This window comes from Sphingopyxis sp., from assembly GCF_035686825.1.
GTDB lineage: Bacteria > Pseudomonadota > Alphaproteobacteria > Sphingomonadales > Sphingomonadaceae > Sphingopyxis.
In genome coordinates this window covers 602,527-621,836 of sequence record NZ_DASRYZ010000003.1, presented here as the reverse complement: position 1 = coordinate 621,836, position 19,310 = coordinate 602,527, and the positions used below count along the sequence as shown (strand labels likewise).

Genomic DNA, 19,310 nt, shown 5'->3' with positions numbered 1-19,310 from the left:
TCATGACCGAAGCCGTCAACCTCGCCGCGATCGAGGAGATAAGACTGCTCAAGGCGCGCTATCTGCGCGCGCTGGACACCAAGGACTGGCCCTTGCTGCGCAGTCTGCTGACCGACGACATGGTCGGCGATTTCCGCGAAATGCCGGGCGGCGAGCCCGACGAGCAGTTGCTGACCACCGGCGCCGATAATTTTGTGGCGGGAGTCACCGCGGCGCTCGAAGGAGCCGCGACCGTCCACCATGTCCACAGCTTCGAAATCCGCTTCACCGGCGCGCGCGACGCCGAGGGCATCTGGGCGATGGACGACCATTTCTGGGCAGGTGAGGGAAGCGATCTTGCCGGCCGCTCGCGCCATGGCTTCGGGCATTATCATGACTGCTATCGCAAGGCGCGCGGCCGCTGGCTGATCGCGAAGACGCGGCTTAGCCGCATCCGCGTCGAGCGCGACTGACGCCATCCTCGGCTCATTCGGGCATGGGGGGATAGCTGGACAGAAAGCCGGCATCGGCGATCAGCGACTGTCCGTTGATCCCGCCCGAACGCGGGCTGGCGAGGAACAGCGCGATCTCGGCGATATGCTGCGGCAGCAGCACGCCATCGGCACCGGGAAGCGCCAGCGCGTCGGCGGGCTGAATCGGCGCCGATTCGTTTACGCCGAGGATCGCGGTCGCGACCGGCCCGGGGCAGATCGCGTTGACGCGCAGCCCGCGCCGCGCGAAGCTCTGTGCGGCCGAGCGCACCGCGCCGATCACGCCGTGCTTGGCGGCGCTGTAGGCCGCGGCGACGTTGAGGCCGATCATTCCCGAGGTCGAGGCGGTGACCACGGCAGCGCCGCCCGGATTGAGCGCGGGCAGCACCGCCTGCAGGCCGAGAAACGCACCCTTCAGGTTGATCGCGATCATGCTGTCGAACGTCGCAGCGTCGGACTCGTCGAAGCCGGTCTGCGCATAGGCGCCGGCGTTGAGGAAGGCCGCGTCGAGCCGTCCGAAATCCTGCCGCGCGGCGGCGACCATCGCGTCATTGTCCGCGGCGCTGCTGACGTCGCAGCGGATCGCGCGCGCGCGCCCGCCAAGGGTGCGGATCCGATCGGCGATCGCTTCGGCGCCGGCCTCGTTGATGTCGGCAACGACGACCGCGGCGCCCTCTTCGGCGAAGCGAAGCGACGCCGCAACGCCGATCCCCGAAGCCGCGCCGGTCACCAGCGCGACCTTGCCGTCGAACATGCTCATCGCAATTCCTCTTCCTGCCCAATGTCGTGCCTTGCCTAGCATCGGCGGCGCGGCGCGAATTGATCCAATTGGACGAGGAACGGAGCCCTTCCGCCGCCCTATGCACGCCGAAAAGCAGATGGCGGAGAGGATCGCGGGCCATGAAATTCTCGATCATTTACGAAGCGCAGATGGTGGACACCTCGCGCGAGAACGAAGCGCGTTGTTTTCACGAAATTATCGAGCAGGCGGTGCTCGCCGAGGAAATGGGCTTCGACACCGTGTGGGCGGTCGAGCACACTGCGCTCACCCAATATGCGCATATGTCGGCGCCCGAGACCTTTCTCGCCTTCCTCGCCGGCAAGACGACGCGGCTCGGCATCGGGCACGGCGTCGTCTGCCTGCCGCCCGCGATGAACCATCCGGTCAAGGTCGCCGAGCGGATCGCGACGCTCGACATCTTGTCGAACGGCCGCGTCCATTTCGGCATGGGCAAGGGCGGCACCCAGCAGGAAGCGGGCACCTTCGGCTACGACCTCGCCGAACTCCAGCCGATGATCGACGAGAGCATGTATCTGATCCCGAAGATCATGGTCGAGGACGAGATCGAGCATGACGGCACGCATATCCGCATCCCGCGCCGACCGATCCATCCCAAGCCGTATCAGGACCCGCACCCGCCGCTCTATATGGCGTGCACGCGTGCCGACGCGCTGACCACCGCGGGCGCGCGCGGCATCGGCGCGCTGGTGCTGGGCTTCGCCGGACCCGACGACATCGCGAGCAAGAATGCGATCTATCGCGCCGCTTGGGCGAACCGCAAAGCCGAGCACCAGGTCGGTTTCCGGCCGACCGAGCATCTCGCCGCGCTCTGCCCGGCGCTCGTCCTCGACGACCGCGAGAAAGCGCGCAAGATCGGTCTGCGCGGCCAGCGCTTCTTCGTCGAATCGCTCGGTTACTGGTATCAGGGCGGGCCCAAGCCGACCGTCGAGGACCTGTCGGGCGACGAGCAGGCGGCGATCCTGCAGCAGGAAAAGGCGGCGGTCGTCGCCTATCTGTCCGAGGAAAAGATCAGCATCGGGACCGAGCATACCGGCGCCTATGAGGAGGTGCAGGACGCCTATGGCACCGCCGACGACTGCATCCGTTACGTCCAGCGCCTGTTCGACGCGGGCGCCGACGAAATCCTCTTCCTCTTCCAGATGGGCGCGGTGCCGCACGAGGCGATCCTCGAAACGATCCGCAACATCGGAACGCATGTGATCCCGCATTTCCGGGCGCAGGCGGCGAAATAAGGAGGCACCATGCGTGCGATGATCATCGAGAATTTCGGCGGTGCGGACATGCTGCACTGGGGCGATTTGCCGACCCCCGAGCCGACGGCGGGCGAGGTGCTGGTGCGGGTCGTATGCGCCGGGGTAAACCCCGCCGACTGGAAGACGCGCGAGGGAAAGCTGTCGGCCTATATCCAATATTATTTCCCGTTCGTGCTCGGTTTCGACTTCGCCGGTATCGTCGAGGCGGTGGGCGAGGGCGTCGAGGCCTTCGGCCCCGGCGATCGCGTGTTCGGCATGTCGAAACAGGGGCAGGGGCGCGACGGTTCCTATGCGGAATATTGCATCGCCGACGCGGTGTTTCTTGCGCCGTTGCCGCAAGGATGGAGCTTCGCGCAGGCGGCGACGCTGCCGGTTGCGGGGACGACGGCCTATGGCGGGCTTGCCGATGTCGGCGCGTTGAAGGCAGGGCAAGCCGTCCTCATCAACGGCGGCGCGGGCGGGGTCGGCAGCATCGGCATCCAGATCGCCCATGCGCTCGGCGCGCGCGTCGCGGTGACCTGCGGCCCCGACAACATCGCCTATGTCCGGGAGTTCGGCGCGGATCATGCGATCGATTATCGCGCCGGCGATGTCGCAGAGGCGGTGCGCAAATGGGCACCGGGCGGCGTCGATCTGGTGCTCGACGCGGTCGGGCTCGGCAGCCTGCTCCCGTCCGCGGTCGATATCGTCGCGCCGGGCGGCCGCTATGTCGAGATCGCAACGCTGGTATCGCAGGCGAGCGCCGACGAGGTTGCGCATGCCGCGGCGAACGGGGTGAGCATCCTGTCGAACATGAATGCCGTCATGCGCCTTCCGCAGCACCTCAAGGAGCTGGCCGCGCTATGCGATGCGGGCGCGGTCCGGCCGCCCGCGATCGAAATCCTGCCGCTCGGCGAGGCCGCGGAAGCCCACCGCCGCATCGAAGGCCAGCATGTCCGCGGCAAGATCATCCTGGAGGTGACGCCCCATGACGGCTGATGACCCGACCGCCGCCGCGCCGATGGTGCATGCGATCGACGAGATCGTCGCGAAGCCCGGCGAGGGCAAGGCGCTGCTCGACGACTATCTGGCGCGCTATGCGCCCGGCGCGCGGGCGCGGGGGATGGTTCTTGAACAATGTCTCGTCAGCCCGCCGATGTGGCTCGACGATCAGTCCAACACGCTCGTGTTTCGCTGGTCGCTCGCCGGTCCGGGGGCGTGGTGGCAGATGCGTTTCGTCGGCGGCAACAACCCCGATATCGGGGCCTGGTGGGCCGAGGTCGACGCGCGCGCGGTGAGCCGCCGCCGCTTCTTCGCGGCCGCGCCCGACGACATCGAAAGCCTCTGCGATGTTTAAGCTGACCCGTCTCGTCACGCTTGCCGACGCCGCGCGGCTGGCGCCGCTCGCGGACGAACTGCGCGCGCTTGCAAGGACACATACGGCGTATCGCACGCTCGTTGGGCCGACGCTGCCGGGCAGCCATTGCGGCGGCGACCTGCTCGCGCATTTCGCGTTCGACAGCGCCGAACAGCGCGACGCTTTCGGGGCGGCGCTCGCGCCCTTGCTCGCGGGCGATGCGGTCGACGGCGCCGACTATCAGGGTTCGCCGGGCGGCAAGCAGGCGCCCGACCTCGCGGACGGCGTCTACCGCGTCTTGCTGCTCAGCGTCGACGAAGGCACCGATCCCACCATTGTCGAGGGCTTCGAGGCCGAAACGCAGATGATGCCGCATTACATCCCCGCGATCCGCAACTGGCAGCTCAGTCGCGCCGAAGCCGCGGTCGGCGCGCGGCGCTGGACGCATGTGTGGGAACAGGAATATGCCGACGCCGGCGGGCTGATGGGCCCCTATATGATGCACCCCTATCATTGGGCGCGGATCGACCGCTGGTTCGATCCCGAATGCCCCGACCGCATCGTCGATGCGCGGTTGTGCCACAGTTTCTGCGCGCTTGAGGCGTCGATCCTTTAGGGTGATAAGCGCCCGATGACGGCAGCCGAGCCCCTGCACACGCAAAGCGCCTATCTGGTCGAGGCGCTGAAGCGTGTGTTGAAGGAGTGCGGGCTGACCTACGCCGATGTCGCGAGCGCGCTCGGCATCAGCCATGCGAGCGTCCGGCGCACCTTTGCGCAGCAGAGCTTCACGCTCGCGCGGATCGACGAGATCTGCGAGATCGCGGGCATCGACTTCCTCGCGCTCGCGCGCATGGCCGACGAGATGCGGCCCGCGATGCCGGCGACGCTCACCGACGCGCAGGAACAGGCGCTGGTCGACGAGCCGCTCGCGCTTTTCTGTTTTCACCTCGCGCTCGGCGGCTGGACGGTCGAGCGGATCGAAGCCGATTATGGCATCGACCAGACGCAGCTGATCCCCGCGCTGCTCAAGCTCGAGCGGATCGGGCTGATCCAGCTCCTCCCCGGCAATGTCATCCGGCTGATGACCGCGCGCAGCATCGGCTGGCGGCGCGGCGGGCCGATGCGGCGCTTCTTCGACCGGCGGGTCAAGGAGGAGTTCCTGCAATATGATTTCTCCACCCCGGGATCGATATGGGAATTCGAGATCGGCGAGCTGTCCGACGCGTCGCGCGCATTGCTCGAACGCCGGCTCGCGAGCCTGTTCCGCGAGGTTCGCGACCTGATTGCGCGCGACGCGCCGCTGCCGCCCGCGGTCAAGACCAACGTCGGGCTGCTCATCGCCTCGACTCCGATTCCGCTGCCGATGGTCGCGCGCGACGTCGGGTCGGGCTCGCTCGGCACCGAAAGGCGCGCCAAGCGATCCTCTAAGGATTGAAATTCGCTACTTGGACGCCGCGCGCTCGGCGATGCGCCGCCCGCGCGCGATACTCCTTCCCGTCGGCCGCGCAGACGGCGTCGAGAGGAGAATCAGCATGTCGGCAATTGCGATGAAGCCGCCCGCGATGGACGGCGGAATGCCGTTCCTCGGCCACCTCACCAGCTTCTTCAAGGACCCCGTGGGCCTGCTGCGCAAGGGCTATCACGACCATGGCCCGATCTATTCCTTCCGCATGGGCGGGCGGAACATGGTCGTGATGCTGGGCCCCGACAACAATCGCTTCGTCTTTCAGGAAACCGACAAGCTGCTGTCGATCCGCGAATCGATGCCCTTTTTCCACAAGATGTTCTCGCCCGATTTTTATTCCTTCGCCGAGATGGAGGAATATCTGAACCAGCGCGCGGTCATCATGCCGCGCTTCAAGGCGTCGGCGATGAAGCAATATGTGCCGGTGATGGCCGAGGAGGCGATGGCGCTGTGTCACCGGCTCGGTGACAGCGGCGAGTTCGATCTGGTCTCGACGCTCGGCCCGGTGGTGATGGACATTGCGGCGCACAGCTTCATGGGGCGCGATTTCAAGCAGAAGCTCGGCCATGAATTCTTCGATCTGTTCCGCGACTTTTCGGGCGGGATGGAATTCGTCCTGCCGCTCTGGCTCCCGACGAAGAAGATGCGTCGCAGCCAGGCCGCGAAGAAAAAGCTCCACCGCATCCTCGGCGACTGGATCAAGCAGCGGCGCGCGCATCCGGTCGAGCCCGCCGACTTTTTTCAGGACATGGTCGCGTCGACCTATCCCGACGGCCGTCCGATTCCCGACGAACTGATCATCCACATGATCCTGCTGCTCGTCTGGGCCGGGCATGAAACGACCGCCGGACAGGTCAGCTGGGCGATGATCGATATTCTTCAGAACCGCGACTATCAGCAGGTGCTGCGCGAAGAGATCGGGGCGATATTGGGTTCGGCATCGGGCGCCGACCTCAGCTGGGAGCAGGCGATCGCGATGCAGAAGATGGATCTCGCGCTGCGCGAGACCGAGCGCCTGCACCCCGTCGCCTTCACGATGATCCGCAAGGCGGCGGCCGATTTCGAGCGCGACGGATATCAGGTTCGCGAAGGCGACTGGGTCTTGCTCGCGCCGTCGGTCAGCCACCGGATGAGCGAGCTGTTCGACCGGCCCGACGATTATGATCCCGAACGGTTCAACACCGAACGCGCGGATGCCAAGGTCGAATCGAACAGCCTGATCGGCTTTGGCGGCGGCATGCACCGCTGCGCCGGGGTCAATTTCGCGCGGATGGAGATGAAGGCGCTGATCGCCATCCTGCTCCAGCGCTATGGCATGGAGTTGATCGACACGCCGCGCCCGATCGCCGGTGCAGGCACCTATTGGCCCGACCAGCCGTGCCGGGTGCGCTACAAGCGGCGAGTCGCCGCGGCGCATGCGCCGGCCGATCTCGATGCGCTGGCGGCGGCGGCGGGCTGCCCGGCGCACGCGAAGGGCACGAACTGATGGCGCGCGTCACCTATGTTCAGCCCGACGGCAGCGAAAAGACGTGCACCAATTTCGAAGGCATGGCGGTGATGCATCTCGCGATCGGCAATCTCGTCGACGGGATCGACGCGCTATGCGGCGGCGTGCGCCAGTGCGGGACCTGCCACGTCTATGTCGACGACGATTGGGCGGCGCGCGTCGGTCCGCCGGGCGACGACGAGGCCGAGATGCTCGAGGCGCTCGCCGATTTTATCGAGGTCAAGCCGACCAGCCGATTGAGCTGCCAGATCCATATCACCGAGGAGCTCGACGGCCTCCGGGTCCATATCCCGAAAGAACAGCCGGGAATTTGAACGATTTGCCATGGGGAGACTCCTTGGGTGAACTGGGGCGGCTTTGCCGCCCCTTTTTTTCGTCCGCGCGCCTACCACCAAAAGGGGGTAGGGAATTGCCTTCTTGCGTAGTTATATATTGCTTACGTTACGCATGTCGTGATATTCGACCCATAAATTGCGCATCATACGCCGCAATGGACAGAAAGAGGGATGGGACTGATGAAGCATCGCACATATTGCCGCGCGCAAATCGCCGCCATCGCGCTGATCGCGCCCTGGATGACGAGCGCCGCGCACGCGCAAGAGGCCGCGCCCGCCGCGGAAGAGACCACGACCGGAGGTCTCGACGAGATCATCGTCACCGCCCAGAAGCGGTCCGAAAGCCTTCAGGACACGCCGCTCGCGATCAGTGCGATCAACTCCGAAATGATCGAACAGCGCGGTATCACCAGCGTCGCCGCGCTCGGCAGCGCGGCCCCCAATCTGATCATCACCGAAACGCCGTCGGCGACGGCCAACCCCTCGATCTCGATCCGCGGCATCGTCGACAACGACCCGATCCTGACCGCCGACCCCGCGGTCGGGCTCTATGTCGACGGCGTCATCGTCGGCCGGTCGGCGGGCGCATTGTTCGACATGATGGATCTCGAGCGCGTCGAGGTCCTGCGCGGGCCGCAAGGCACGCTTTACGGCCGCAACACGACCGGCGGCGCGGTCAACCTGATCTCGGCCAAGCCGTCGAAGGATTTCGGCGGGCGCCTGCAGGTCGGCTATGGCAGCTTCGACGAATATATGGTGAAGGCGCTGATCGACACCGGCGAACTCGGCGACACCGGGCTCGCGCTCAAGCTCGGCTATTACCACAGTCAGCGCGACGGGACGGTCGACAATCTGCTCGAACCGTCGGACAAGCGCGATCCGGGCGCGCGCAACACCGACGCGGTTCGCGCCGCGGTGCGCTTTGACAAGGGCACCGGCTTTACCGTCGACTATGTCTTCGATGCCAGCGACCGGAACGGCCGCGCCAACGCCTTCCAGTTGCGCGCGATCCGCCCCGACATTCTCGAATATCTGAACTTCTCGCCCGCGTTCGGCGGGACGGCGCCGCAGGTGTCGCAGGACAGGCTTTCGCAAATCCGCCTCGATCGCGACGGCAACGCGCACGACAAGGTGCTGGGCCATGCGCTGACGATCAATTGGGAGATCGGCGACGCGACGCTGCGCTCGATCACCGGCTATCGCAAGTGGGACAACCGGATCGACAGCTCGGATCTTGACGGCAACGGCGGCCTCGTCGGCTTTCTCGTCAGCCCGGCGATCCTCGTGCCGCCCAACGCCTTCATTCCGCAGGGCGTCGGCCCGATCAGCCTGTTCGCCACCCGCAACGAACGGCGCCAGCGGCAGTTTTCGCAGGAGTTCAACCTGATCGGGTCGATCGGCGACGAGTTCGACTATGTGCTGGGCGCCTATTATTTCCGCGAGCGCGCGACCGAGATCAATCCGCAGAGCTTTACGCTCGTCCTCCCGTCGCCGGTGCCGATCCCGATCGCGCCGGGGGTCGATCTGAACAGCTTCGGCGTCAACCTCGAAACGCTGCTGTCCTATCGCCACGTCTCGCGCTCGATGGCAGCATTCAGCCAGCTCACCTGGAAACCCGCCGCGCTCGACAGCCGGCTCAGCATCACCGGCGGGCTGCGCTATACCGAGGACAAGAAGCATCTGATGCAGACCTCGCCCGTGCCGCCGGCACCGCGCGACCTGACGCGCAAGTTCGACCGGATCAACTGGCTCGCGAACATCTCCTACGACTGGAGCGACGACATCATGACCTATGTCCGCGCCAGCACGGGCTACAAGGCGGGCGGCTTCAACGCGCGCGCCGCCGACAACAACGGTTTCAACCCCGAGGATCTCATCTCCTATGAGGTCGGAATCAAGAGCGAGCTGTTCGATCGGCGCTTGCGGCTCAACCTCGCCGCCTTCCACGCGATCTACGACGATCTGCAGGTGCAGCAGTTCCTCGCCGGAACCGGCGGGGCGGCGAGCACGACGGTCAATGCGGCGAAGGCCACTTATACGGGGATCGAGGGCGAGATTCTGGCGCAGATCGCCGACGGCTTCACCGTCGACGCGTCGTTCGGCTATACCGACCGCAAATATAAGAGATTTACCTTCGTCGACCCGATGACCGGCGTGGCCACCGATATTTCCGATGTCGCTAAGTTCCAATATTCGGCGGCGACCACCGCCAATCTCGGCGCGCAATATGAGGCCGAGCTCGGCAATTTCGGCAAGCTGGTTGCGCGCGCCGACTGGACCTATCGCAGCAAGATCTACTGGCACCCGGTCAACCCGTATAACGAGGAAATTTCCGATGGCGGCGTCGGGTTGCTGAACGCCCGGCTGTCGATTTCCGAGATCGCGGTGGGCGGCGCGCGGGCTTCGATCGCGGTGTGGGGCAAGAATCTGACCAAGGAAGATTATCTGCTCTCGGGGATCGACTTCGGTTCGCTGGGCTTCGCCGGCGTCATGTACGGCGATCCGCGCAGCTTCGGCGTCGAGCTGGGGTTCAAATTCTGACCTGATCTTTCCTCTCTGGGGGCACTCAGGAGCAACTAAGCCGGATACCGCCAAGCGGTATCCGGCCTTCTTTTTTGGTCGAGGGCGAGCCGTGCGACGCGCGCGGGCGATGGCTCAGGAAGCGGTCTTGCGTTCGCGGTGCAGGGCTTCGGCGCGCGCCTTGAGCGCGGCGGCGGTGTCGTCGAAGGCGCGCTTCACCCACGGGCCGCAGAAGCGCATGACGTGAATGCCGTTGGGGCCGAGGAAGGCGTCGGTCGAGTGATAGGCGCATGATTCGTCGCCGAGCGTTTCGATGATCTGGTCGCGCCGCGCGGGATAGGGCCAGGCGTCGTCGTGCGGCAGTTCCCACGACAGCAGCCGTTCGGGTTCGAACGCGCAGACATATTCGCAATTGGGAAAGACCGCATCCGGCTCGGTATAGCTTTGGAGCGTCATATGCACCGGCGCGCCCATTTCGAGCGTCGATTCGGCGGCGATGCAAAAGGGATTCCATTCGCCGTAGCGCGGAAGGTCGATCAATATCTCCCAGACGATCGCGGCGGGAGCGGCGATCTCGACGCGGTCCGAGCGGACGATGGCGTCGGGATCGAGCCAGGTCAGCGTTTCATCGACATTACGCATGATCTGTCCTTTCGATTTTCGGGGTTTCAGCGCGCGAAAGGCCGGATATCGAACTGGCTGGTCGGGATGCAGTCGATCCGGTCGAAATCGATGAAGCGCGCGCAGCTTTCCATCATCAGCCGCTGATTTTCGGCCAGCCGCGCGGGGTCGCCCGCTGCGTCGAAATAGACCGCTTCGTCGGTCAGCGCGGCGGCGGGGAAACATTCCTCGACCATCGCGGCATAGGCGGGGGCGCCGTAGCTCAGCGGGCGTATGATCAGATTCTGGACATATTCGAAGTTGCTTTGCGTATCGACCGCCACCGCCGAATGCTGGCGCTGCCATATGTCGCGCCAGCCATCATGGCTCAGCCGCGGCGGCAGGCCGAGAAACACGATCTGGGAAAAGCCCTCGGTGCGCGCGCCGGGCGCGGGCGGGTGCTGCGTATTGGCGATGATGGTCGATTCGCTGACGAGCCAAGCGGCGTGGCGCGGCGCGGCGTCCGCGATGATGGCATCGACGGCGGCGCGCTCGGGATCGTTGGCGCTCGGCAGCCAGAGCTGGATCACGGCGTCCATCTGCGGGCGCGTCGAGGTCATGCGCGGCGAGCTGCCGGCGCTGACGCTGTCGTCCTGCACATTGACGCGCACCGCATGCGCCAGTCCGCCGAGCCGCGCGGCGATATCGCCGATCAGGCGCGCGTTGAAGCGCGCATATTCCTCGGCGGGGTCTTTCCACAGCGCGTAAATGATCTTTTCCATGGAAGCTCCCTCAGGCTGCGAAGTCGAAGATGGTGACCGGATTGCTGCCGTCCCAGTCGCGCGCGGCGGCGGTTCCGGCGGCGAAACCCTCGCGGATCATCGGCGTCGCCTCGATAAGTTCGAGCAGGATCGCGGGTTCGCCGGGCGCCTCGAAATAGGCGACGCGCGTTGCGCCGCCGCCGCTCTCGGCGCTGAAGACGGGGGCGAGGCCGGCGGCCGCGGCATCGGCCGCGGCGGCGGTGATATCGTCGACCAGCCAGGCGACATGGTGCATCCCCACGCGCACGCGGCCATCGTCGTCATGATAGGGTGAGGGACCGGCGCCGTGCGGCGCGATCAGCTCGATCTGGGTCTCGCCCTGATAGGCCAGCCCGACGTCGATGCGGATCGTGGCGGGCGCGCCGCGATAAAGACCGTCAAGGGTGACGTTGCGATAGACGATCCACGGACCGACGCCCGCAAGGAGGCGCCATTGGTCGATCGCGCGATCGAGATCCTCGGTCAGCCATGCGATCTGGCCGATCGGCCCGTGGCCCGCGATTGTCTGTGTCCTCTCCATCCCCGGTGCCGTCCTTCTTTGTTGTGTTTAAGGCGTCCCCGGCGCCGCCCACGGGTCGGGAAGCCCGGGATCGGTGCTGCGGATGACATGCTTGAGCAGATGCTTGAGCAGCGCGGTCTCATTCTCGTCGAAGGCGCCAAGCGCATCCTCCTCGGCCGCCTTGGCCGCGGCGGCGAGTTCGACGAGCGTGCGGCGGCCGGTGTCGGTCAGCCAGAGCCGGTCGGCCGGATCGGTCCGGACGATGCCGCGCGCCGCGAGCGATGTAATGCGATCGGAACTGATGTGGGCGCCGGTATAGCCGATCACGCCGTCGATCTCGGCCGCCGTGCGCCCGTCGTTGATCCCGAGCACGCTCAGGATGAAATGATCGGTGGCGTCGAGATGATGTTCGCTCAGGCTGTCCCGCATCCGCCCATAGAGCTGGAAATGCGCGCGGCCGAGCAGATAGCCGAGGAAGTCCTCGCCAAAGCTGCCGGCGGGCTGCGCGCCGGGGTCGTAGGCGGTGAGCGTCGCGGCCTTGCGCGCGGCCATCGCATAGCGGCCGCCATGGAACAGCAGCGGCGCGCGGTCTTCATGATCGAAGGCGATCACTTCGCCCACGAAGATGATATGGTCGCCGCCCTCATATTGATAGGCGGTGCGGCACTGGAACCGCGCGGTGCAACCGGTCAGCAGCGGCACGTCGCCTTCGCCGCGTTCGACCTCGACGCCCGCGAATTTATCGGCGCCGCGCTTGGCGAAGCCATTGGAGAGCGCCTCCTGATCGGCGGCGAGGATATGCACCGCGAAATGCGGCGCACCCCGAAAAGCCTCCATGTTCTGCGACGTGCGCGCGAGGCTCCACAGCACCATCGGCGGATCGAGCGAGACCGAGTTGAAGCTGTTCGCGGTCAGCCCGCAATCCACACCCGCATCGTCGCGCGTCGTGACGATCGTCACCCCGGTCGCGAACGCGCCGAGCGCGCCGCGGAAGGCAATGGCATCGGGGTTGGCGGCCATGGTCATCTTGCTCCTCATCCGGCCGCGTTGGGTGGGCGGGTATGACAGGAGACTATCGCCCGGTTCCGGCCGCGCATCGCTCAATTGGACTAGATAACGAGGCTCCGGCCCGCGCGCTGTCAGCCGAGAACGGCGACGCTGCGCAGGATCAGGCGGACGAGGTCGGCCTGCCGGCTGACCCCGGTCTTGCTGAGGATCGTCTTGCAATAGCTGCGCACCGTATTTTCGGTCAGCTCCAGCCTGGCGGCCGCCTCGGCGAGGCTGAGCCCGGTCGCGAGCAGCGCCGCCAGATGCGCTTCGGACGGCGTGAGGTCGAAGATCTGGCTGACCAGTCGTTCGACCGGCTGGTTGTTGTCGAGCCCCGAAACATAGACCACCGCGGCGGGTCCCGCCTCGTTGCTGTAGCGCGAGGGGGTTTCGATCGTGCGCACGAGGACCCCCAGATGCCGATCGATGTCGGCCTCGACGCGCAGTCCCTCGGCGAAGCTGCCGCCGTCGCGCCGCGCCGCGATCGCTTTGCCGATCAGCTGCTGAAGCTGGGCATTGCCCGCCTTGCTCGCGAGCACCAGCCGGTCGTCGGCGGCGCGCACCGCGCTGTTCGATTTGACCAGCGCGCGGCCGGCGCTGTTGGTACGCAGGACGCGGCCCGCGCCGTCGAGGATGAAGGTGCAGAGCGTCAGCCGGTCGAGCGTGTCGATCATCACCTGAAGCTCGGTCTCGTCGCGGCGGATGCGCGAGAAGAGCGCGAGCGACTGTTCGAGATGCGGGCGCAGCGCGAGCAGCACCTGTTTGTCGTCGTCGGTGAAATCGTCTTCGTCGGGGCCGTTGGTCAGGCCGACATTGCCCTCCCACCCGCCGGGTTCGGAGATATACATGCCGAGCTGATATTCGATGCCATAGGGCTGCAAAATCTCGCGATAGAAGCGATTGGCGCGAAGATCGTCGGGCGAAATCACCTCGCTCAGCCGGTAGATGTCCCCAGTCTTGGTCAAGGCGTTGCGCAGGGGGTCGAGATCGCCGAGTTCGGCATGGACCGCATGAATGCGGCGCGCTTCGCGCTCGTCGATCATAGGGGGCGGTCCCCAGATGATCAGCGGCGGCGTGCCCTGGCGGCTGAGGCGCAGCGTGATCGCGGCGCTGGCGCAGCGCATCCGCCGGCTCAGCGCTTCGAGGAAGCCCAGCCATGGCGTCGCTTCGAGCGGCCCGCGATAAAGCAGGGTCACCAGTTCGTCGACGTCGGCCAGAGGTTTTCCGATCCGCATTCCGGCTTTTGCTTCCTGTTCGCGTCCCTGCACTGATATTAGGAGAGTCGGCCCCCGGTCGGCAATGAACCGTCCGGGCCGGGGCGGCAAGGGGGGGCGATCCGATCATGCTCCCCCCGAATAGGGGTTGTCGCCGTCCCGCCCGCGCGTAACGCAGCGAGGAGCAATCGACCGGGGCGGATGGACGGTGTCCATGAGCACCCGGCGCAGGAGATGATCTGCCGTGGCCGACGCGAAGTTCACGATACCCCACAGGATATTCGCCGCCGCCCGCACGCATGGCGACGCCGTCGCGATCCGGGGCGAGGACGGAACCGAGGTCCGGTATCGCGACCTCGAACCGCTGGCGCGCGCGGCCGCCAAGGGTTTTATCGCGGCGGGGGTCGCCCAAGGGGACCGGATCGCAATCTGGGCGCCCAATGCGACGGGCTGGATCATCGCCGCCCTCGGCGCGCAGGCGGCGGGCGCCGCGATCGTGCCGCTCAACACGCGGCTGAAAGGGCGCGAGGCGGGCTATATCCTGCGCACCAGCGGCGCCAGGCTGCTGTTCACTGTGTCCGATTTTCTCGGCACCGCCTATCCGCAATTGCTCGCGGGCGAGGATCTGCCCGATCTGCGCGGCATCGTGCTGATCAAGGGCGAGGAGGGCGGCGCGCCCTGGCAGGTCTTCCTCGATCGCGGCTCCGCGCTTTCGGATGCCGCGGTCGACGCGCGCCTGGATGCGCTGGGCGAGGATCAGGTCTGCGACATCCTCTTCACCTCGGGCACCACGGGCAACCCCAAGGGCGCGGTGACGACGCACGGCCAGAATGTCCGGCTCTATCTCGCCTATGGCGAAACGCTGACCTATGGGCCCGGCGACAATTTCCTGATCATCAATCCCTTTTTCCACAGCTTCGGCTACAAGGCGGGCTGGCTGGTCGCGCTGATGCGCGGGGTGACCGTATTACCCCATGCGGTGTTTCAGACCGAGCGGGTGTTCGAACGGATCGAGCGCGAGCGCGTCACATTGCTCCCCGGGCCGCCAACCATCTATCAGAGCCTGCTCGCCGGGCCTTATGAGACGTTCGACATTTCGTCGCTGCGCGTCGCGATCACCGGCGCGGCGTCGGTGCCGGTGACGCTGATCGAGGAGATGCGCAGCAAGCTCGGCATCGATGTCGTGCTCACCGCCTATGGCCTGACCGAAACCTGCGGTGTTGTGACGATGTGCGGCGCGGGCGATGACGCCGCGACGATCGCCAACACCGCCGGCCGGCCGCTGGGCGGGATCGAGGTCAGGCTGGTCGACGAGGTGGGCAAGGCAGTGGCGGAAGGCGAAGCGGGCGAACTGCTCGTGCGCGGGCCCAATGTGATGCGCGGCTATTTCAACGATCCGGCGGCGACCGCGGCGGCGATCGACGGCGAAGGCTGGCTGCGCACCGGCGACATCGCGGTGCAGGACGCGCGCGGCAATGTGAAGATCACCGACCGTGCGAAGGACATCTTCATCGTCGGCGGCTTCAACGCTTATCCGGCGGAGATCGAGGGGCTGCTCGCGGCGTACCCCGCGGTGATGCAGTCGGCGGTGATCGGCGTACCCGACGAACGGCTGGGCGAAGTGCCGATGGCCTTCGTCGTGCTGCGCCCCGGCGCGAGCGCGACGCCCGAGGAGGTCATCTCCTGGTGCCGCGAGAATATGGCGAATTACAAGGTGCCTCGGCGGGTGGAGATTGTCGATGCGCTGCCGATGAACGCGGCGGGCAAGGTGCAGAAGTTTCTTTTGCGGGGATGAAGGGTTTCGGCCGGAAGTTGCCTCTCTTTCATCGTCACCCCGGACTTGATCCGGGGTCCACAGCTACCGTCGCCCTAATGGATCCCGGATCAAGTCCGGGATGACGAAAAAGGTAAGCGACACCTCCACACCCGAAAACCGCCCTTGTTACGTCTCCGGATAAAAGCGGCTGATCGTATCGACGACGCAGGCGGGTTTCGCTTCGCCGTCGATCTCCACCGTCACGTGAACCACCGCCTGGACGCCGCCCTTGGCTTCCTCGGCCTTGACCAGCTCGCCGCGCCCCCGGATTCGGCTGCCCGCGGGGACGGGGCTGAGGAAGCGCAGACTGTCGGTGCCGATGTTGACGCCCATCGCAACGCCGCGCACCTCGACCAGCTCGGGCAGGAAGCGGTTGACGAGGCTCATCGTGAGGTAACCGTGTGCGATCGTGCGCCCGAAGGGGCCGTCCTTCGCGCGCTCGGGGTCGACATGAATCCACTGGTGATCGTCGGTCGCCTGCGCGAACAGGTCGATGCGATCCTGCTCGATCGTCACCCACTCGCTCGGACCGAATTGCTCGCCCACTGCCGCGAGCAGCGCCGCGGGGGTGTCGAAGACGCGGGCGCTCATGCCTGCTGGCTCGACACCGACACGACTTCGCCGGCCATGTAGGAGGAGAGGTCGCTCGCGAGGAAGAGCATGACGTTCGCGACCTCCCATGGCTCGGCATAGCGGCCGAAGGCCTCTTTCTCGGTCAGCTCCTCGAGCAGGCCCGGCGGGGTGACCTTCGACAGCGAGGCGTGCATCGCGAGGCTCGGCGACACGGCATTGATGCGGACGCCTTGCTCGGCCGCCTCGAGCGCCGAGCAGCGCGTGAAGGCCATCACGCCAGCCTTCGCCGCGGCATAATGCGCCTGCAATTTCTGCGCGCGCCAGCCGAGCACCGAGGCGTTGTTGACGATCGCGCCCTTCTGGCGTTCGTACATATGCGGCAGGATCGCGCGCGTCATGCGGAAGACGCTGGTGAGCGTGACGTCGAGCACCTTGTGCCACTGATCGTCGGTCATCTCGACGACGGGCGCGGCGCCGCCGAGCCCGGCGTTGTTGATCAGCACGTCGACATGCCCCATCGCGCCGATCGCGCCCGAAACGAGCGCCTGTACCTGCGCCTCGTCGGTGACGTCGCAGACGCGCGTGCCGGGACGCGCGAAGCCGAGGCCTTCGATCCGGTCGGCGGTCTCGCCGAGGCGCCGCTCGTGCATGTCGGAGAGGAAGAGCGACGCGCCTTCCTCCGCCGCGCGCTGCGCGACCGCGCCGCCGATGCCGCTGCCCGCGGCGGCGGTGATCAGCACGGTCTTGCCTTTCAGAAGGCCGGTCGGGGTCGGATATTCGGGGGCCGGTCGTGCCACGCTTCGTTCCTTTATTTGAGGTCGCCGCGCGGCTCGCGCGGGAGGCCGAGCGCGCGCTCGGCGATGATGTTGCGCTGAATCTCGTTCGTGCCGCCGTAAATCGTGTCGGCGCGGCTGTAGAGATAGAGGTTGGGGAGCGCGGGGAAGGCATAGTCGCGGCCCGCTGTGGTTTCGCCTGCCGGGCCGAGCACGTCCATCGCCAGCTCGCCGAGGTCGCGTCGCCACGTCGCCCACTGGATCTTGTAGGTGAGCGCCGACGCGTCGAGCTTGCCCCCCTCCGCATCGGTGAGCATGCGGAGCGCGCCATAGCGCATCAGCCGGAGGCCGATTTCGGCCTTCGCGATGCGTTGGCGGATCAGCGGGTTCTTCGCCTCGCCATTGGCGCGGGCGGCAACGATCACTGCGTCGAGTTCGTTGCGGAAGCCCATCTGCTGCGCGAGCGTCGAGACGCCGCGCTCGAAGCCCAGCAGTCCCATCGCGACTTTCCAGCCATCGCCGGGCGCGCCGAGGATATTCGCGGCACCGGTGCGCGCGCCGTCGAAGAAGGTTTCGTTGAACTCGGCCTCACCGGTGATCTGGTGGATCGGGCGGACGGTGACGCCGCTCTGGTCGACGGGGACGAGCAGGAAGGAAAGGCCTTTGGGGCCCTTCGATCCCTCCTCGCTGCGCGCGATCACGAAAATCCAGTCGGAAAATTGCGCGAGGCTGGTCCAGACCTTCTGCCCCTCGATCACCCAGTCTTCGCCCTCGCGCCATGCGCGCGTGCGGACATTGGCGAGATCGGAGCCGGCCCCCGGTTCGGAATAGCCCTGGCACCAGATTTCCTCGCCGCGCGCGATCGGCGGCAGGAAGCGCGCCTTTTGCGCGTCGGTGCCGAAGGCGAGGATGGTGGGGCCGGCAAGTTCGATGCCGATATGGTTGAGCCGCGGCGGAGCGCCGGCGCGCGCATATTCCTCGGCGAAGATCACCTGCTCGGCGAGCGTCGCGTCGCGGCCTCCATAGTCGCGGGGCCAGCCGACGCAGCTCCATCCCGCCTCGCCGAGCCGCTTTTCCCAGTCGCGGCGGCGTTCGGGGCTCTCGGTCAGGCTCGTGAGCCCGCGCACGTCGGCGAAAGGCCCGCCGAGTTCGGCCGAAAGCCATGCGGCCGCTTCGGCGCGAAAAGCTTCCTCTTCAGGAGAAAAACCCAGCTTCATGCGGCCTGATCCAATCCGGCGAGCGCGGCGATCCGCTCGCGGTGCCAGTCGGGAGTGCCGAGCAGGTTCGCGTTGCTGCGCGCGCGCTTGAAATAGAGATGCGCGTCATGCTCCCAGGTGAAGCCGATGCCGCCATGGAGCTGGATCATCTCTCCCGCGCAGAGCGAATAGGTGTCGCAGGCAAAGGCCTTGGCGGCATGGACCGCGAACGCTGCCTCCTCCGATCCCTCGTCGATTGCGCATGCCGCCCAATAAAGCGCCGAGCGCGCCTGCTCGACCGCGACCATCATGTCGGCGAGACGGTGCTTGATCGCTTGGAAGCTGCCGATCGCGCGGCCGAACTGGATGCGTTCCTTTGCATAGGCGACCGTGTGGTCGAGGCACGCCTGCGCGCCGCCGAGCGCGTCGGCGGCGATGGCGAGCGCGCCAGTTGCGTGCGCTGCCGCCAGCGCCGCCGCGGGATCGGCGAGCGGTTCGGCCGCGACGCCGCCGAAATCGAGCCGCGCATAGGGGCGCGTCTGGTCCATGCTGGTGCGCGGGGTGATGGTGAGCCCGGGCGCGTCGCGCTCGACGATCACCGCGCCGCCCTCGACCGCGACGATGAACAGATCGGCGCGCGCGCCGTGCGGGACGTGCAGCGCGGCGCCGGTAAGCGTGCCGTCGCTCGATGTTGTGCCCGGCGCAGCCTCGGCGAAACTTGCCACCAGCTCGCCCGCGGCGAGGCGGGGGAGGAGGCGCGCTTTCTGTTCGGAACTGCCACCGGCGAGGATCGCGGGGATGGCGAGGCCGACGCTCGCGAGTAAAGGCAGCGCGGCGACGTGCCGCCCCGCCGCTTCGGCGAGGATCGCGAGTTCGACCATGCCGAGCCCGACGCCGCCCTCGGCCTCGGGGATTGCGACCCCGGCGAGACCGAGTTCGGCGGTGAAGGCCCGCCACAGCGCCTCGTCGGCGCCCGTGCCAGCCATCGCGGCGCGGGTGCGCTCGCTCGTCGCCTGCTCGGCGAAGAACGCCTTCGCCGTTTCGGCGATCATCGCCTGTTCGTCGGTGAAGGCGAAATGCATC

At 66.6% G+C, this 19,310-nt stretch carries 20 protein-coding genes; 10 read left to right on the top strand and 10 right to left on the bottom strand.

Going from position 1 to position 19,310, the window contains the following annotated elements; genetic code table 11:
• The first annotated feature begins 2 nt into the window (after positions 1–2).
• A complete protein-coding gene (locus VFG17_RS07625) occupies positions 3–452 on the top strand; it encodes a nuclear transport factor 2 family protein (protein ID WP_325028854.1) in 450 nt (149 codons plus the stop codon).
• A 13-nt stretch (positions 453–465) separates the two neighbouring features.
• Here the strand turns inward: VFG17_RS07625 and VFG17_RS07620 are convergent, their stop codons facing one another.
• On the bottom strand, positions 466–1,230 hold the full coding sequence (locus tag VFG17_RS07620) for an SDR family NAD(P)-dependent oxidoreductase (protein ID WP_325028853.1): 765 nt from the start codon (positions 1,228–1,230) through the stop codon (positions 466–468).
• A gap of 140 nt (positions 1,231–1,370) precedes the next feature.
• On the opposite strand from VFG17_RS07620, the gene VFG17_RS07615 reads away from it, so the two are divergent.
• From VFG17_RS07615 to VFG17_RS07580, 8 genes are all read left to right on the top strand, one after another.
• Positions 1,371–2,504 carry an LLM class flavin-dependent oxidoreductase gene (locus tag VFG17_RS07615; RefSeq protein ID WP_325028852.1) on the top strand — a complete coding sequence of 378 codons (1,134 nt, stop codon included), beginning with the start codon at positions 1,371–1,373 and terminating at the stop codon, positions 2,502–2,504.
• 9 nt (positions 2,505–2,513) lie between these two features.
• Entirely contained in the window at positions 2,514–3,503 is a 990-nt protein-coding gene (locus tag VFG17_RS07610) for an NADP-dependent oxidoreductase (protein WP_325028851.1), read from the top strand.
• Positions 3,493–3,861 (top strand): hypothetical protein, encoded by a 369-nt coding sequence (locus VFG17_RS07605; protein WP_325028850.1) that lies wholly within the window; start codon positions 3,493–3,495, stop codon positions 3,859–3,861. The genes VFG17_RS07610 and VFG17_RS07605 overlap by 11 nt, the downstream gene beginning before the upstream one ends.
• Positions 3,854–4,477, top strand: a complete 624-nt coding sequence (locus VFG17_RS07600; RefSeq protein ID WP_325028849.1) for a Dabb family protein — start codon at positions 3,854–3,856, stop codon at positions 4,475–4,477. Before VFG17_RS07605 ends, VFG17_RS07600 begins: the two co-directional genes overlap by 8 nt.
• A gap of 15 nt (positions 4,478–4,492) precedes the next feature.
• The gene (locus VFG17_RS07595) at positions 4,493–5,296 is read left to right on the top strand and encodes a helix-turn-helix domain-containing protein (RefSeq protein ID WP_325028848.1); all 804 of its coding nucleotides are present in this window, start codon (positions 4,493–4,495) and stop codon (positions 5,294–5,296) included.
• Positions 5,297–5,393: 97 nt separating this feature from the next.
• A complete protein-coding gene (locus VFG17_RS07590; RefSeq protein ID WP_325028847.1) occupies positions 5,394–6,812 on the top strand; it encodes a cytochrome P450 in 1,419 nt (472 codons plus the stop codon).
• Entirely contained in the window at positions 6,812–7,147 is a 336-nt protein-coding gene (locus VFG17_RS07585) for a 2Fe-2S iron-sulfur cluster-binding protein (protein WP_325028846.1), read from the top strand. Before VFG17_RS07590 ends, VFG17_RS07585 begins: the two co-directional genes overlap by 1 nt.
• A 201-nt stretch (positions 7,148–7,348) precedes the next feature.
• A complete protein-coding gene (locus VFG17_RS07580; RefSeq protein WP_325028845.1) occupies positions 7,349–9,709 on the top strand; it encodes a TonB-dependent receptor in 2,361 nt (786 codons plus the stop codon).
• 114 nt (positions 9,710–9,823) lie between these two features.
• Here VFG17_RS07580 and VFG17_RS07575 read toward each other — a convergent pair whose 3' ends face one another.
• The 5 genes from VFG17_RS07575 to VFG17_RS07555 form a co-directional block, all read right to left on the bottom strand.
• The gene (locus tag VFG17_RS07575) at positions 9,824–10,330 is read right to left on the bottom strand and encodes an SRPBCC domain-containing protein (protein ID WP_325028844.1); all 507 of its coding nucleotides are present in this window, start codon (positions 10,328–10,330) and stop codon (positions 9,824–9,826) included.
• A 26-nt stretch (positions 10,331–10,356) separates the two neighbouring features.
• Positions 10,357–11,070 (bottom strand): EthD domain-containing protein, encoded by a 714-nt coding sequence (locus tag VFG17_RS07570; protein ID WP_325028843.1) that lies wholly within the window; start codon positions 11,068–11,070, stop codon positions 10,357–10,359.
• Positions 11,071–11,080: 10 nt separating this feature from the next.
• Positions 11,081–11,629: a VOC family protein gene (locus VFG17_RS07565; RefSeq protein ID WP_325028842.1), complete on the bottom strand. Its 549-nt coding sequence runs from the start codon at positions 11,627–11,629 to the stop codon at positions 11,081–11,083.
• Positions 11,630–11,656: 27 nt separating this feature from the next.
• Positions 11,657–12,634, bottom strand: a complete 978-nt coding sequence (locus tag VFG17_RS07560; protein ID WP_325028841.1) for a flavin reductase — start codon at positions 12,632–12,634, stop codon at positions 11,657–11,659.
• Between the two features lie 113 nt (positions 12,635–12,747).
• Positions 12,748–13,890, bottom strand: a complete 1,143-nt coding sequence (locus VFG17_RS07555) for a helix-turn-helix transcriptional regulator (protein WP_325028840.1) — start codon at positions 13,888–13,890, stop codon at positions 12,748–12,750.
• Between the two features lie 223 nt (positions 13,891–14,113).
• Between VFG17_RS07555 and VFG17_RS07550 the strand changes: the two genes are divergently transcribed.
• Positions 14,114–15,664: a FadD3 family acyl-CoA ligase gene (locus VFG17_RS07550; protein ID WP_325028839.1), complete on the top strand. Its 1,551-nt coding sequence runs from the start codon at positions 14,114–14,116 to the stop codon at positions 15,662–15,664.
• A gap of 147 nt (positions 15,665–15,811) precedes the next feature.
• Here the strand turns inward: VFG17_RS07550 and VFG17_RS07545 are convergent, their stop codons facing one another.
• Genes VFG17_RS07545 through VFG17_RS07530 form a run of 4 tightly spaced genes read right to left on the bottom strand, consistent with a single transcriptional unit; the run spans position 15,812 to position 19,309 of the window.
• Positions 15,812–16,276, bottom strand: a complete 465-nt coding sequence (locus tag VFG17_RS07545; RefSeq protein ID WP_325028838.1) for a MaoC family dehydratase — start codon at positions 16,274–16,276, stop codon at positions 15,812–15,814.
• A complete protein-coding gene (locus VFG17_RS07540; protein WP_325028837.1) occupies positions 16,273–17,055 on the bottom strand; it encodes an SDR family oxidoreductase in 783 nt (260 codons plus the stop codon). Before VFG17_RS07540 ends, VFG17_RS07545 begins: the two co-directional genes overlap by 4 nt.
• 11 nt (positions 17,056–17,066) lie before the next feature.
• Complete coding sequence (locus tag VFG17_RS07535; protein WP_325028836.1) at positions 17,067–18,248, bottom strand: acyl-CoA dehydrogenase family protein; 1,182 nt, start codon at positions 18,246–18,248, stop codon at positions 17,067–17,069.
• Positions 18,245–19,309 carry an acyl-CoA dehydrogenase family protein gene (locus VFG17_RS07530; protein WP_325028835.1) on the bottom strand — a complete coding sequence of 355 codons (1,065 nt, stop codon included), beginning with the start codon at positions 19,307–19,309 and terminating at the stop codon, positions 18,245–18,247. Before VFG17_RS07530 ends, VFG17_RS07535 begins: the two co-directional genes overlap by 4 nt.
• Position 19,310: the final 1 nt, after the last annotated feature.